The 14830-nt window shown below is 68.0% G+C and carries 13 protein-coding genes; 5 read left to right on the top strand and 8 right to left on the bottom strand.

Annotated features, from left to right (window positions below; genetic code table 11):
* Positions 1 to 53 precede the first annotated feature (53 nt).
* A complete protein-coding gene (locus AB4089_RS09225; protein WP_441408984.1) occupies positions 54 to 974 on the top strand; it encodes a GerMN domain-containing protein in 921 nt (306 codons plus the stop codon).
* 93 nt (positions 975 to 1067) lie between these two features.
* Here AB4089_RS09225 and AB4089_RS09230 read toward each other — a convergent pair whose 3' ends face one another.
* From AB4089_RS09230 to hrcA, 3 genes are all read right to left on the bottom strand, one after another.
* Positions 1068 to 1841: a 16S rRNA (uracil(1498)-N(3))-methyltransferase gene (locus AB4089_RS09230; RefSeq protein ID WP_441408985.1), complete on the bottom strand. Its 774-nt coding sequence runs from the start codon at positions 1839 to 1841 to the stop codon at positions 1068 to 1070.
* A 2-nt stretch (positions 1842 to 1843) separates the two neighbouring features.
* A complete protein-coding gene (gene dnaJ / locus AB4089_RS09235) occupies positions 1844 to 2974 on the bottom strand; it encodes a molecular chaperone DnaJ (RefSeq protein WP_441408986.1) in 1131 nt (376 codons plus the stop codon).
* Positions 2975 to 3037: 63 nt separating this feature from the next.
* Entirely contained in the window at positions 3038 to 4051 is a 1014-nt protein-coding gene (gene hrcA, locus AB4089_RS09240; protein WP_441408987.1) for a heat-inducible transcriptional repressor HrcA, read from the bottom strand.
* A gap of 316 nt (positions 4052 to 4367) precedes the next feature.
* Between hrcA and AB4089_RS09245 the strand changes: the two genes are divergently transcribed.
* Together AB4089_RS09245 and AB4089_RS09250 are read left to right on the top strand one after the other, a co-directional pair.
* The gene (locus tag AB4089_RS09245; protein WP_441408988.1) at positions 4368 to 5219 is read left to right on the top strand and encodes a DUF3097 domain-containing protein; all 852 of its coding nucleotides are present in this window, start codon (positions 4368 to 4370) and stop codon (positions 5217 to 5219) included.
* A 146-nt stretch (positions 5220 to 5365) separates the two neighbouring features.
* Positions 5366 to 5785, top strand: a complete 420-nt coding sequence (locus AB4089_RS09250) for a DUF4870 domain-containing protein (protein WP_018773108.1) — start codon at positions 5366 to 5368, stop codon at positions 5783 to 5785.
* A gap of 119 nt (positions 5786 to 5904) precedes the next feature.
* Here AB4089_RS09250 and hemW read toward each other — a convergent pair whose 3' ends face one another.
* Positions 5905 to 7143 (bottom strand): radical SAM family heme chaperone HemW, encoded by a 1239-nt coding sequence (gene hemW, locus AB4089_RS09255; RefSeq protein WP_441408989.1) that lies wholly within the window; start codon positions 7141 to 7143, stop codon positions 5905 to 5907.
* A gap of 45 nt (positions 7144 to 7188) precedes the next feature.
* Complete coding sequence (lepA, locus tag AB4089_RS09260; RefSeq protein WP_441408990.1) at positions 7189 to 9042, bottom strand: translation elongation factor 4; 1854 nt, start codon at positions 9040 to 9042, stop codon at positions 7189 to 7191.
* A gap of 198 nt (positions 9043 to 9240) precedes the next feature.
* Between lepA and AB4089_RS09265 the strand changes: the two genes are divergently transcribed.
* Positions 9241 to 9846, top strand: coding sequence for a type II toxin-antitoxin system PemK/MazF family toxin (locus tag AB4089_RS09265; protein WP_441408991.1), 606 nt, complete (start codon positions 9241 to 9243; stop codon positions 9844 to 9846).
* A 223-nt stretch (positions 9847 to 10069) separates the two neighbouring features.
* On the top strand, positions 10070 to 10330 hold the full coding sequence (gene rpsT, locus AB4089_RS09270; RefSeq protein WP_090581023.1) for a 30S ribosomal protein S20: 261 nt from the start codon (positions 10070 to 10072) through the stop codon (positions 10328 to 10330).
* A 189-nt stretch (positions 10331 to 10519) separates the two neighbouring features.
* Here rpsT and holA read toward each other — a convergent pair whose 3' ends face one another.
* The 3 genes from holA to AB4089_RS09285 form a co-directional block, all read right to left on the bottom strand.
* Complete coding sequence (holA, locus tag AB4089_RS09275) at positions 10520 to 11536, bottom strand: DNA polymerase III subunit delta (protein WP_441408992.1); 1017 nt, start codon at positions 11534 to 11536, stop codon at positions 10520 to 10522.
* Entirely contained in the window at positions 11470 to 13269 is a 1800-nt protein-coding gene (locus AB4089_RS09280) for a ComEC/Rec2 family competence protein (protein WP_441408993.1), read from the bottom strand. The genes holA and AB4089_RS09280 overlap by 67 nt, the downstream gene beginning before the upstream one ends.
* Positions 13270 to 13684: 415 nt before the next feature.
* Positions 13685 to 14332, bottom strand: a complete 648-nt coding sequence (locus AB4089_RS09285) for a helix-hairpin-helix domain-containing protein (protein WP_441408994.1) — start codon at positions 14330 to 14332, stop codon at positions 13685 to 13687.
* Positions 14333 to 14830: the final 498 nt, after the last annotated feature.

A 14830-nucleotide genomic window follows, 5' to 3' on the forward strand; every position in this document is an offset into this window, starting at 1 on the left:
CGCTAGAGGAAAGGGACAGCAGCATCACGAAGCGTGGAGTTCAGCAGCTATCAATGGGGCGCGCCCGCCGCGCCGCACTGGCGCTTGCGCTGCCCGCTGCCCTGCTCCTGTCCGGCTGCGTGGCCACACCGCAGAGCGGCATCACGAACTCCAGCAGCCCCTCGGAGCTCATTCCTGTTCCGGCCTCAGGCGTCCCGGCCACGAGCGCGCCGCTCGAAACGGCCCAGACGTCGAACAAGGCTCCGGTGTATTGGATCGGCCGCAGCAATGACAACGCATTCCTTTACCGTGAGTTCCGTGATGTCCCGGACCAGGACAACCCTGTCACGCGGGCCCTGCGCGTGATGATGTCCCAGAAGCCCCTGGACCCGGACTTCTTTACGCCGTGGCAGAACCCGAAAAAGCTGGCGACGTCGATCTCCGGCAAGAACGTCATCACGGTGGATGTCTCCGCGGATGCCTTCAACAGCAACGTGGATGCCGCCATGGCCGAGCGCGCCATCCAGCAGCTCGTCTACACCGCGACGGCAGCCGCGGCCAGCGCGGGCCTGATCGATTCCGGCCAGCAGGTCCAAGTGGTTGTGCTGGTTGATGGTCATACGGACTACGTCGCCTTCAACCACGTCCGGCTGGGCGCGCCGACGTCCCGCAGCGCCGGGATGGTGGCTCCCGTGTGGATCATTGATCCGCAGGAAGGCACGTCCGTAGCCGACGGTTCTGTCAAGATCACCGGCCGGAGCACCGTGCAGGGCGGGAAACTCCGCTGGCAGATCCTCAAGGTCGACGGCGATAACGCCAAGAGTGCCTACCTCAACGGCAGCGCGACGGCGTCAGCGGATTCCATCCATTCCGGGTTGTTCACCCTGTCCGTGAACCTTGGCCCGGGCCGCTACGAGGTCCACGTGTCCCAGGTGGATTCGTCGGACAGCGCCAAGGAAGTATTCCAGGACACTCGCGGTTTCGAAGTCAAATAGGCTTCAAATAGGCTTCGCGGTCAACTAGCCTCTCTCAACCAGCCACTGCGACACGGCCTGCGGCAGGTCAGCTGGGCTATCCAGGCAGACCGATTACCAGCGGCCGAGGATGTCGTTGGCCAGCACGGTCGCGGCGGGCCCGGCGGTGGACGAGCGCAGCACGTGGTTCCCCAGGAGTGCCGTTACGGCCCCGGCGTCGCACAACCGGGTCACTTCCCGCGGACTGATGCCGCCTTCCGGGCCCACGATCAACAGCACTTCGCGGGATCCGGCGTCGCCGGCCGGCGCGGTTTCCAGCCAGGATTCGAGGACGTTCCGCAAGGGGCGGACGGCGTCTTCGTGCAGAATGACGGCCAGGTCCGCGGCCGCAACGGCAGTTTGCAGCCCGGTGCTGTCGACTGCCGCCCTGACCTCCGGAATCCAGGCCCGGCGCGCCTGCTTGGCCGCCGCCGTCACCACCGACTGCCACTTGGCGTGCGCCTTCGCGGCCCGTTCGGCCTTCCACCGCACAATGGACCGCTCAGCCTGCCAGGGAACGACGGCGTCGATGCCCAGCTCGGTGGCCGTTTCGGCTGCCAGCTCGTCGCGGTCGCCCTTGGCGAGGGCCTGGACCAGCACCAGTTGGATCCCGGGCCGCGGCTCGTCGGCGACATCCACGCACTCGACGGTCAGCTCGGCCGGCGCGACGGCGGTCACCGTGCCGGTCAGGCGCTTGCCGGCGCCGTCGGCGATGTCGACTGTCTCGCCGACGGCGATCCGCTTGACGGTGACAGCATGGCGGGCCTCAGGGCCCTCAAGGACGAAGGCGGAGCCGGGGACCTGCTGGTCCAGGGTGCCTGGGGCGGTGAAGAAGACCGGGTTACTCACCGCTACAGGTTACCGAGCCGGTCCCGGAGTTTGGCGAAGACGCCGCCGCTGGCCGCGAGCTTTCCCGCAGTGAAGTGTTCGCCGCGCAGCTTGGCCAGCTGGCGGAGCAGGTCCTCCTGGGCCGCGTCCAGCTTGCCCGGCGTTTCCACCTGCAGGTGGACTTTCAGGTCGCCGCGCCCATGGCCGCGCAGGTGGGTGACACCAAGGCCGCGCAGGGTAATGATCTCGCCGGACTGTGTACCGGCCTTGACGTCGATCTCCTGCTGCCCATCGAAGGTGTCGAGGGAAATTTCCGTGCCGAGGGCGGCGGCCGTCATGGGGATGTTGAGGCTCGCGTGCAGGTCGTCGCCGTCGCGGACGTACGTGGCGTCGTTGTTGACCCGGATCTCCACGTACAGGTCCCCGGACGGGCCGCCGGCCGGCCCTGCCTCACCCTGGCCGGAGAGCTGGATGCGCGTGCCGGTGCCGACGCCGGCCGGGACCTTCACGGTCAGCGAGCGGCGGCTGCGGATCCGGCCCTGGCCGCTGCATTCGTTGCAGGGGTCCTTGATGACGGTGCCGAAGCCCTCGCAGGACCCGCAGGGTGCCGACGTCATGACCTGGCCGAGGATGGAGCGCACGGCGCGCTGGACCTGGCCGCTGCCGCCACAGATGTCGCAGCGCACGGGGTGGGTACCCTCGCGGCAGCAGGATCCGTCGCAGGTGGGGCAGACCACGGCCGTGTCGACTTCGAGCTTCTTGTTGACGCCGAACACCGCGTCGCGGAGGTCGATCCGGACGCTGATCAGCGCGTCCTGGCCGCGGCGGACCCGGGATGCCGGGCCGCCCTGGCCGCCACCGGCGCCGAAGAAGGTCTCGAAGATGTCCTGGAAGGCGAAGCCCTGGCCCGAGTAGCTGCCGCCCCCGAAGCCGTTGTCGGTGCCGTTTTCATTGCCGGTGGTGTCATAGACCCGGCGCTTCTGCGGATCGGAGAGGACCTCATAGGCATGGGTGACGGCCTTGAACCGGTCCGAGGCGTCTTCTCCCGGGTTCACGTCGGGGTGCAGGGTCCGGGCCAGTTTCCGGTAGGCCTTCTTGATCTCCTCCCCCGTTGCGTCGCGGGAGACTCCAAGAACGTCATAGTGGCTGCTCAAAGTGTGTATCTCTTCCTTTTCGTACTGCCGGTGGGGCAAGAAGTCGTGCTGGGTCCGGGCCGGTCAGGGCCCCAGGATCCTCGAAAGGTAGCGGGCCACCGCGCGCACGGCGGCCATGGTGGTGGGATAGTCCATCCGGGTGGGTCCAAGGACACCGACCTTGGCCGTGGCGTCCGGGCCGTAGGCCGTGGCCACGACGGAGGCCTCGGCCAGACCGTCGTAGGGGTTTTCCCGGCCGATGCTGACGGTCACGCCGCGTGGGTCTTCGGCCATTTCGCTGAGCAGGCGGAGCATGACCACCTGCTCCTCGAGCGCCTCCAGGACCGGGCCGATGCTCAGCGGGAAGTCCACGTTGGAGCGTGCGAGGTTGGCCGTGCCGGCCATGACCATCCGCTCCTCGCGGCTGCTCGTGGCCAGCGCCTCGAGGCCACGGGCAAGGGCCTGGGCCGCTCCCCGGCGCGCCGGCGGGCCGCTGGCAACCACTGTGGGCAGAAGCTGGGGCAGCAGGCTCAGCGGCGTTCCCGAGAGGCTCGCCAGGAAACTTGTACGCAGGTCGGCGAGGGCGTCGTCGGGAATGTCCTGTCCGACGTCGATGACGCGCTGCTCCACCTTGCCGGTGTCCGCGATGAGGACGATCAGCACCTTGCGGGGTGCCAACAGCACGAACTCAATGTGCCGCACCCTGGCGCGGCTGAGCAGCGGATACTGCACGACGGCGACCTGGTTGGTCAGGTGCGACAGGAGCCGCACGGTCCGGTCAAGGATGTCGTCGAGGTCCTCGGATCCTTCCAGCAGCGCCTGGATGGCCCGGCGCTCGGCCGGAGACAGCGGCTTCACCGCTGAGATCTGGTCGACGAAGAGCCGGTAGCCCTTGTCGGTGGGGATCCGGCCCGCGCTCGTGTGCGGTGCTGTGATCAGGCCTTCGTCTTCCAGCGCCGCCATGTCATTGCGGATCGTGGCGCTGGACACGCCGAGATGGTGGCGTTCAACGAGCGCTTTGGAACCAACGGGCTCACGCGAATGGACGTAGTCCTCCACGATGGCGCGCAGCACTTCGAGTTTGCGCGGTTCGCTCACGCTCCACCTCCAATCGACTGTCCCGCAGTCGGTGCCGCCCGCGTTGTACGGTCCGCGTCCAGAACTGGTGCGCGTGGTCCGCAACGGAACAAGTGTTAGCACTCGACATGCCTAAGTGCTAACCAGTCTAATATGACTCGCCGCGTTGTTAGCATTGGATTCGCTCCAGGCGTGGCCTGCGGGATCGCGTTTCCCGTCACATCGGGCGCGGGGACCGTGGCCGCTTCCGCCGGCGCCGCGCCCCTGTGGTCCGGTGCAGGCCACGGAGAGTTCCACTGACCGCCGTACATTCCGAGTGCAAAGTAAGCGTGTAGAGATGTCGTACCAGAACTGGGGACCCCAGGACCTGTCCGCCCCCGCCAAGACCGCGTTGCCGGAGGTACCGGTGGAACGCGGGATGGTCCTCGAGGAAGTCCAGTCCGGCTGGGTGGGTGCCGTGACCCGGGTGGAGAAGTCCGGCGGCATGCACGTCGTGGCGCTGGAGGACCGTCGGGGCAAGTCCCGCTCCTTCCGTTTAGGCTTTGGCTTCCTGTTGGAGGGGCAGCCGATCCGGCTGATGCCTCCGGCCCCCAGGAAGGCGGCGCCGGCCGCCGGTGCCGGCCGCACGGCGTCGGGCTCGGTCCGGGTGGCCGGGCAACGCGCCCAGGTGGCCAAGGCCAGCCGCATCTGGGTGGAAGGCAAGCACGACGCCGAGCTCGTGGAGAAGGTCTGGGGTGATGACCTCCGGGTGGAGGGCATCGTGGTTGAACCCCTGCACGGCATTGACGACCTCGCGGCCGCCGTGGCGGACTTCGGTCCCGGCCCGGGGCGCCGCCTGGGCGTGCTCGTTGACCACCTGGTGGCCGACTCCAAGGAGTCGCGGATCGCCGACGCCGTCATGGCCTCACCGGGCGCCGCAGGCAACGTGCTGATCGTGGGCCACCCCTACGTCGATGTGTGGCAGGCCATCCGGCCGGCGGTCCTGGGGATTGAGCAGTGGCCCGTGATCCCCCGCGGCGTCGACTGGAAGACAGGTATCCTGACGGCTTTCGGGTGGCCGCACTCGACGAAGGAGGATATCGGCCTCGGCTGGCAGAAACTCCTGGGGGCGGTCCGCAGCTACGCGGACCTGGAGCCGTCCCTGCTGGGCCGCGTCGAAGAGGTCATTGACTTCCTCACTGTGCCCTAGCCGGCGCAAGCTCTGACGCTCCCTGATCTCCATTTCCGCGCCAGAGCAAGTATTCTTGAATCGGCGGCCGCGCTCCCAGCGCGGCTCCGGCTATTCCAGGCACAACCCAGGCAGCAACGCATCACCGCAATCCGAAGGGCTTCACCGTGGCAGATAACGCACGCGAACACACGGGCAACCAGGCCGGCCATGGCCAGCCCCCGTACCATGGCGTTCCGGCAAATGCGCTGCCGTTGACGGCCAGCGAGGACCGCCAGTGGGCCACGCTCGCGCACTTCGGCGGCATCCTGGGCTGCGTGCCGTCGCTGCTGATCTACCTCATCTTCAAAGACCGCGGCCCGTTCACGGCGCAGGAATCCAAGGAAGCGCTGAACTTCACGCTGCCGCCGACGATCGCCGCGGTGCTAGCCAATCTGCTGGTCTTCATTCCCGTGGTGGGCAATCTCTTTGCCGTGCTCGCCACCGTGATCTGGATCGCCGTGACCTGCTTCTCAGTAGCCGCCGGCATCCACGTCAACCGTGGCCAGCCGCACCGCTACGAGTTCAACCTGCGCTGGATTAAGTAGCCCGGCCTTTCCGAACAAAAACCTCACACAAAAGAGCCGGCCGCTGCCCCTCGGGGCGTAGCGGCCGGCACCTTTGTGTCCGGGTAATTCGGACCGGCAGTTTCAGTTAAGCGGGCTATTCAGTCCGGCAGGATCCTGCGGACCACGGCGTCAGCCAGCAGGCGGCCCTTGAGGGTGAGAATGAGCCGGCCCTTGAAAGCGGCTGCAGGCTCCACGAGGCCGTCGGCGATCAGTCCCGCAACGGCGTGCCGTCCGGTGTCCCCCAGGCCGCCGAGGCTTGGGACGTCGAGTCCGGAGTTCAGCCGGGCCTCCAGCATGACGCGTTCCACGTTGCGGGTTTCGGTGTCCAGCGTTTCGCGTCCGGCGGCGGGTGAGGCCCCTGTGCCGAGGCGGTTGGCGTAGGCGGTGGGGTGCTTGACGTTCCACCACCGCACTCCCCCGACGTGCGAGTGCGCCCCTGGTCCGATGCCCCACCAGTCGTCGCCGCGCCAGTAGGCCAGGTTGTGCCGGCAGGCCTGCTCGGGGGTGCGGGCCCAGTTGCTGACCTCGTACCAGGCGAGTCCGGCCGCGGAAATCAGCTCGTCCGCGAGTTCGTATTTCGCGGCGTGATCGTCGTCGTCGATTTGCGGGACTTCGCCGCGGCGGATCTGGGCCGCGAGCTTGGTGCCGTCCTCAACGATCAGCGCGTAGGCGCTGATGTGGTCGGGCGCGTAAGAGAGGGCGGTCTCGAGCGAGTAGCGCCAGTCCTCCAGCGACTCCCCGGGAGTGCCGTAGATGAGGTCGAGGCTGACCGCTAGGCCCGCGTCCCGTGCCCACTGCACCACTTCGGGCACGCGGCTGGGCGTGTGGGTGCGGTCCAGGACCTTCAGCACGTGCGGCACGGCCGACTGCATGCCGAAGGACACCCGGGTGAACCCGGCGTCGGCCAGCAGCTGCAGGGATTCGGGGGTGACGGAATCGGGATTCGCTTCGGTGGTCACTTCGGCGCCGGGCTGCAGGCCCCATGCGTCGATGGCAGCGGAAAGGATGCTGGCCAGGTCCTCGGCCGGGAGCAGCGTGGGCGTGCCGCCGCCAAAGAACACCGTGCTGAGGGAGCGGTCCGGCAGGGCGGATTCCTTCAGGACGCGGGCAGCGAATTCCACCTCGGCGATCGCGGTGGCGGCGTAGGCGTCCTGGGACGCCCCGCCGCCCAGCTCGGTGGCGGTGTAGGTGTTGAAGTCGCAGTACCCGCAGCGGACCGCGCAGAAGGGGATGTGCACGTACAGCCCGAAGGCGCGCTGGTCTGCGCCCTGGCGCGCCTGGGCGGGCAGGAGCCCGTCCGGCGGCGCAGGGTCGCCGAGGGGAAGAACGCTAGGCATGGGCCCGGCCTGCCGGCACTGCAGCAACTGTCATGACGAGCACCGTTACTTCTTGGCCTTGTCCTTGGACTCGTCCGTGGTGAGGGCTGCGATGAAGGCTTCCTGCGGGACCTCGACGCGGCCCACCATCTTCATGCGCTTCTTGCCTTCCTTCTGCTTTTCCAGCAGCTTGCGCTTTCGGGTGATGTCACCGCCGTAGCACTTGGCGAGGACGTCCTTGCGGATGGCGCGGATGCTTTCGCGGGCGATGATCCTGGAGCCGATGGCGGCCTGGATGGGCACCTCGAACTGCTGGCGCGGGATGAGTTCGCGCAGCTTGCCGGTCATCATCACACCGTAGGCGTAGGCCTTGTCACGGTGGGTGATGGCGGAGAAGGCATCGACCTGTTCGCCCTGGAGCATGATGTCCACCTTGACCAGGTCGGCTACCTGCTCGCCGTCGGCCTTCCAGTCGAGTGATCCGTAGCCGCGGGTCTTGGACTTGAGGATGTCGAAGAAATCGAAGACGATTTCGGCCAGCGGCAGGCGGTACCGGATTTCCACCCGGTCCTCGGAGAGGTAGTCCATGCCGCCCATGACGCCGCGGCGGCTCTGGCACAGCTCCATAATGGCGCCGACAAACTCGTTCGGCGCAAGGATCGTGGCGGATACCATCGGCTCGCGGACCTCGGCGATCTTGCCGGTGGGGTATTCGCTGGGGTTCGTGACGTGGACGATCTTCTTGTCCTCCAGCGTCACTTCGTATTCGACGTTGGGGGCGGTGGAAATCAGGTCCAGGTTGTATTCGCGCTCAAGCCGCTCGCGGGTGATTTCCAGGTGCAGCAGACCCAGGAAACCCACACGGAAGCCGAATCCCAGAGCCGCGGACGTTTCGGGCTCGTAGACCAGCGCGGCGTCGTTGAGCATCAGTTTCTCCAGCGCATCGCGGAGCACCGGGTAATCCGTGCCATCCAGCGGGTACAGGCCGGAGAAGACCATCGGCTTGGCATCCGCATAGCCGGGGAGCGAGTCCGTGGCCGGCTTGGCAAGGTTGGTGACGGTGTCGCCCACCTTGGACAGGCGGACGTCCTTCACTCCGGTGATGAGGTAGCCGACCTCGCCGACGCCGAGGCCCTTGGAGGGCGTGGGCTCCGGGGAGCTCACGCCGATCTCGAGGAGTTCGTGGGTGGCGCGGGTGGACATCATCTGGATGCGTTCGCGCGGGTGCAGCATGCCGTCCACCACGCGGACGTACGTGACCACACCGCGGTAGGTGTCGTAGACCGAGTCGAAGATCATGGCGCGGGCCGGGGCGTTGGGGTCTCCCACGGGGGCCGGCAGGTCGCGGACGATCTTGTCCAGCAGGACCTCGACGCCCATGCCGGTCTTGCCGGAGACGCGGAGCACGTCCTCGGGGTCGCCGCCGATCAGGCTGGCGAGTTCCGCCGCGTACTTTTCGGGCTGGGCTGCCGGGAGGTCGATCTTGTTCAGGACCGGGATGATCGTGAGGTTGTTTTCCATCGCCAGGTAGAGGTTGGCGAGGGTCTGGGCCTCGATGCCCTGGGCTGCGTCCACCAGCAGGATCGCGCCTTCGCAAGCTGCGAGCGAGCGGGAGACCTCGTAGGTGAAGTCCACGTGGCCGGGGGTGTCGATCATGTTCAGCGCGTAGCTGGTGCCCTCGAGTTCCCAGGGCATGCGGACGGCCTGGGACTTGATGGTGATGCCGCGTTCGCGCTCAATGTCCATGCGGTCCAGGTACTGGGCCTTCATGTCACGGGACTGGACGACGCCGGTGAACTGAAGCATCCGGTCCGCCAGCGTGGATTTACCGTGGTCAATGTGCGCAATGATACAGAAGTTCCGGATGAGGGCCGGATCTGTTGCGGCGGGCACCGGGGCGGTGCGGGCCATGGGAGACACGCAGGGTCCTTACTGTTGGCATTACTGTCGGCTGGTCCACGGATCGGCGCGAATGCTGGTGGTGCCATCCCGCGACGTGGGGCATTTCTCGTTCCTATAGTCTCCCACGTCCGGACCCGTGGCACTGCATTCCTGCTTCCGGTTGCGGAGGCGCCCCTTCCCCGTTCTCCGCGCAGGCGTTGCCGGTATGGTTTTTCCATGGCTTGGAACTTACGCTCGATCGGCAACGCGCTCCGCGACACTCTGCGCTTCCTGGACAAACTCGGCGGCTCCGCACCGGCGCGGACCCGCGGGCCGGCTGCAAAACCGGCCCGGAAACCAGCGGCGAAGCCACGCCCGGGCACGTCCCGGCCCGGCTCAGCGACGCACGCCACAGGCGGCGCTCCGGCAGCCGGACTCACCGGGACGTATCCCGGCGACTTCCAGGGCCGGGCGGCCGTCCGCTACGCTCCCGCGCCGAACGGCCTACCCGAGCCCGGCGAAATCGTGTGGACCTGGGTGCCCTACGAAGAGGACTATTCCCGGGGCAAGGACCGTCCGGTTCTGCTCGTGGGCACCAGCGGCCGGTATCTGCTGGGCCTGATGCTGACCAGCAAGGACCACGACGGCGACTCCCGCCGGATGGATGACTACGTGGACATCGGTACTGGTACCTGGGACCGCCAGGGGCGCCCCAGCGAAGCGAAGCTGGACCGCGTGCTGCAGATCAATGCCAAGGACATCCGGCGTGAAGGGGCGATTTTGGACGCGCGCCGCTTCAAGGTTGTCGCGTCGGCCCTGCGGGAGCGCCACGGCTGGACCTGATCCGCTGGGCCGGGAAAGGCGAGTGGACCTGGCAGCGGCTCGCCGCGGGTCGCCCCCGTAATCGTCCCTGCAGCGTCATCTCTGCTATTATTTACAGCTGTGTGTCCGTGCAGGTCGACGGCCACAGATGGTTGGTCGCCATAGGTATCCCCACGCCGCTCAGTCAATGGCCAATCTGAAAGCCCTCTAGACCATTTTCCGCATTGAAAAAGAGAGTTCACACGTGGCTAATATCAAGTCCCAGAAGAAGCGCATCCTGACCAACGAAAAGGCTCGCCTGCGCAACAACGCAGTCAAGTCCGAGCTGAAGACGGCCATCCGCGCCGTCAACACCGCCGTTGAGTCCACCGACAAGGATGCTGCCGCTGCCGCACTGGTTGCCGCCGGCCGCAAGCTGGACAAGGCTGTCAGCAAGGGTGTTCTTCACAAGAACAACGCTGCAAACCGCAAGTCCGCGATCTCCAAGAAGGTCAACGCACTCTAAGGTTTCCAGTTCACTTGAACTGATGATTGTGGCCGGCACCCCCTGGGTGCCGGCCACATCCAGTTAAGCCCCAGGTCGCATCCTCATCCGAACACGCCGCAGCGGGCCGCAGCCGTTCTCCAACCGCAGGCGCCGCATGGGCCCTCCCCGGTATGCCCGCAAGCACTGCCGGTGGTCGGCACCCGTGAGTCAGGAGCTCCGGACCGACGTGGCAATCACGGTCACGGCATGTTCCACGGCGTAGACAGGATCCCGGGACAGGCCCTTGACCTGGGCGTCCGCCTCGGCGGTGACCTGGATGGAGCGCACCAGCCCCTCGGGCGTCCAGCGCCGGACCTCCCGCTGGGCCTGTTCGACGAGCCAGGGCTGCATCCCCAGCTGCTTGGCTATCTGCGAGGACGAGCCCTGCGCGCCGGCCACCTTAGCCAGGGAGCGCAACTTGGACGCCAGGGCCGCAACGATCGGCACCGGGTCAGCGCCGGTGGCAAGGGCGTGGCGAAGTGTGGAAAGGGCCAGCGGGCCGTTRCCGGCCATCGCGGCGTCGGCGACCTTGAACGCCGTCGCCTCGACCCGGCCGCCGTAGTACTTGTCCACCATTGCGACGTCCACGCCGGTCGTTGCGTCCGCGATCAACTGGCTGCAGGCGGCGGCGAGTTCCGCAAGCTGGGCGCCGACCGCGTTGACGAGGGCGTGCACGGCGTCGGGGTCGATACGCCGGGAGGCCGCCTTGAACTCCGAAGTGACGAAAGCGATCTTCTCGGCGTCCTTTTTCAGCGGCTGGCAGTCGACGACGGGCCAGCCCGCGGCCTTGATGGCGTCCAGCAGCTTCTTACCGCGGACTCCCCCGCCATGGCGGAGCACCAGCACGGCGTCCGGTTCCGGTTCCGCCACATACTTCAGGGCGTCGGCGAGGAAGGCATCGTTCATCGCCTCGACGCCCTCGACCTCGATGAGTTTCCGTTCACCGAACAGTGACGGGCTGACGTTCATGGCCAGCGACCCCGCCGCGTAGCTGCCGGCATTAAGCTGCGTCACTTCGACGTCGGGCGACACCGCGCGGACCTGCGCGCGGATACGGTCCATCGCACGGGCGCCCAGGTAGTCCTCCGGACCGCCCACCAGGACAACTGCTGCCGGCGTCACGTCCCGCCAGGTGGCGGTGTTTGACGCCGAGGTCCTGGGCCGTTGGGTCTGGGCAGCAGCCACTCGTGATTCCTCCCGGAAGTTGGTTTGCGGACTCTAAGCGTCCCACGCCCGGACCGGTGCTCCAAGCCGCGTCTTGAGGCGTGCCGGACGGCTGGCAGCCTGGCCGCATGCGACCGGTGTTCAAGGACGGCAACAACCCCTGTGTGTGCCGCCAGGACGGCCCGAACAGCCGCACCTGGGTGCAGGGCCAGCCACGTCGCTGCCAGCGCTGTCGCCGAAAGGATGCCCATGGTGGCGGCGCCGAAGGCCCCTTCGGGCCAGGGCAGCGCTGCGCCCGGGAGTGCGGCGAAGAAGCGGGCTATCCCCGCCACTGCGCCGGCGAAGAGAGCAGCTGCGGCCATCAACAGCCCCGCTGCGGCAGGGACTGCAGGCAGGAGCACCACCGCCGCCGTGCCAAGGAGCGTCGCTGGCGGCACGAGGGCCGCAGCGGCCACGTTCGCCGGCAAGGAGTACGCGCCGAACTGCGGTTGCAACAAGACGATCGCCGGCCCGCAGAAGAGCTGGGCGGCCAGGGGTACGGCAACGCCTGCCGCCACCCAGCGCGGCACCCAGGGCGGCACCCAATCCATGACCTGGCGTCCCGTGACCACGATTCCCAGGGTGGCCAGGACCGAGAGCAGGAATCCGAAGCTTGTGGCAAGGACCGGCTGCGCCAAGAGGAGCCCGATGACGGCAACGCACAGCAGGCTGAGTCCCCGTCCTGCCCGGCCAAGGGCCACAGATACAAGGCCGATAATGCCCATGATCGAGGCCCGCAGAACGCTTGGATCCGGTCCCACCATGAGGACGAAAAGAGCAAGCCCCACGAGACTGGCGGCGGCTGCTGCCGGCCGAGGAAGACGCAGCGTGCGCGCAGTGAGCAGCAGGGCTCCAAGGATCAAGCTGCAGTTCGCGCCGCTGACGGCGGTCAGGTGCGTCATCCCGACCGTCTTCATGGCGGCTTCCAGTTCCGCGTCCAGGGCGCTGGTATCGCCGGTGACCATCCCGGGTAGCAGCCCGCTGGCGTCGCCACCGAATCGTGTCGATGCGGCGGTGAAGGCTTGGCGCAGTTCACCGGGCCCCTGCTGCCACGGCTGGGGTTCCCGCAACACCGCCGGAGCGGACGAAGCTGAAAGGATTCCCGCATCCGGCTCGCCTGGCTCGGCCGGTCGCAGCTTCCCCGTGACACGCAGTCGCTGGCCCGGAACAGCCTGCCCCCACGCCGCTCCACCCATGACGACGAGCCGGGCGTCACCGGCGACACTGTGGCCGCCATAGGTCATCACCTTCAACGTTACGGGAACTGCCCAGCGGTCCGCCGCGCCGCCGGCTCCGGGAATCCTGAGCCGCCGCGGGGCCCCGGCAATCTCAAGCTCGGCGACCACGGCCGCGCGGGCGGCCACTGCCTCCGCAATTGCGCCGTCATGTCGTCGGGCCGCGTCTACCGCTGCGTGAGAACCCGCCGCGACGGAGAGCAGCAGCGCCACGGCCAGGGTGGCACGAAGGCTGCGTGGGGCAGCCGGTCGGGGACGGCGGCCCCGTCCGGCTCCGTCAGTCCCAATCCAGCCGGACCTCTTCCAGCCGAACCCGATCCAGTCAAACCCGGTCCAGTCAAACCCTCCTCTGGCCCGCCCGGGCAGGAACAGCAGGATCCCCGCGGCCGCCGCCAGGGTCGCGCAGAGAGCGGCCAGCCCGGCCGGGGGCAGCCAGTTTCCGGCAACGGCAGTCCCCCAGACGAGCAGGGCCGGCAACACCAGCCGAAGGTCCGTCCGCCGACTGCGTTCCGCCCCACGCCGGCGCAGGGCCGTGCCGCGCGCCGCCCCGGACAGGAGGCGGGCGGAGATGTGTCCCGCAATAGGCCCGCTGAGGCTCGATGAGAACGGTAGCCGCTGCGCACGGTGGCCCGGCGGCGAAGCACCTCCCCGCCGCGCCCCGCGGTTTTCCGGCGCAGGCTCGTCGGCTCCGCGGCCCGGGCCGGCGCAATCCGTGCGTCCGGAATCCGGCGCCGGGGAATGGACCGCTGCGTCGACATACCGCTGCCAGCGGCTCCTCCGGCCCGCTTCAGGACCGGTCGCGCGGGTTTGCCCCATGTCTCGCTGTGCCATGTCGGCGCCGCGCGGGGCCATGTCAGCGGCTTGCGGATTCATCCCACTGGCTTGCGGGGCCATCTCAGATACCCACCAACGGAAGTAGGGCCGCCAGCAGCTTCGGACCGATCCCGTCAACAGCGTCGAGCTCCTGAACAGCCTTGAACCGACCGTGCTGCTGGCGCCAGTCCACGATGCGCTGCGCCAAGACCGGACCGACGCGCGGGAGTGTCCCTAGCTCCTCGACGCCGGCGGTGTTCAGGTTGACCTTGCCGCCGCCACTGCCTGACCTTGTGCCGCCCGTGGCGGAACCCGCCACAGGCCCGCCGCCGTCTGTGGGCGCCTCGGCTTGGTCGGGTTCCCCGCGGACCGGCACCTGGACTTTCTGCCCGTCCTCCAGCACGGCTGCGAGGTTGAGCCGGTCCGGATCCCCGATCTCCGTGGCCCCGCCAGCCGCAGCAATCGCTTCGTGCAGCCGGCTGCCCGCGGGCAACTGCACCACGCCCGGCCGGGCGACGGCGCCGGCGACATGCACAATGATGCTTCCGGGTGCAGCGCTGGCCTCTTTTCCCGGTGGCGCGTCTCCCAGTGGCGCGAGGGTAGCCTCCGCTGCCGGGGCGGACGCCTCTTCCGCGGCAGGGGCGGCCTCGCTGAGCGCGACCACCTGGGCACCGCCAGTGCCGGCCTGCCACCAGAAGCAGGCGCCCAGCACCGCGGAAAGGATGCCCACCAGCGCCGCCGCACGCACTCCGGTCCGCGCCCGCAACCGCGCCGATACCGGCCGCCTTTCTGACCGCCGGTTCCCCGGCAGCGCCCCCGAATGGGTTCCGGCATCGCGCGCGCTACGGCGGCTGGCAGCACCGGCGGAAGGGGCGGACCGGGACCGGTCGGGCAGGCCGAACGCCGACACTTCCAACAGCCCAGAGGCGGGCCCCGCCGCCCCGGCGTCTCCTGTATCCGTTTGTCCATGATCTGCTGCGCCCCCGAGCGTCACCGCCAGGCGTTCCCGGGCAACCCGAATTCCCGTGGCGGACTCAGCTTCGGGGCTCCGGCGTGACATGGAATCGACACTAGGCAACCCGCAGCCACACTGGCATCAGGGATCAGGCGTATGTGGAAACACCTGCGTAGTACCAGTATTCCGATGGCATCGGGCAAGTATTCCCTACGCTGGTGCCCACCCGGACCCGGTGGTAACGTCTGGATCCTCATTCGAGAAGACTTTTGC

Origin of the sequence: Arthrobacter sp. 2MCAF15 (assembly GCF_052115605.1) — a bacterium.
GTDB lineage: Bacteria > Actinomycetota > Actinomycetes > Actinomycetales > Micrococcaceae > Arthrobacter.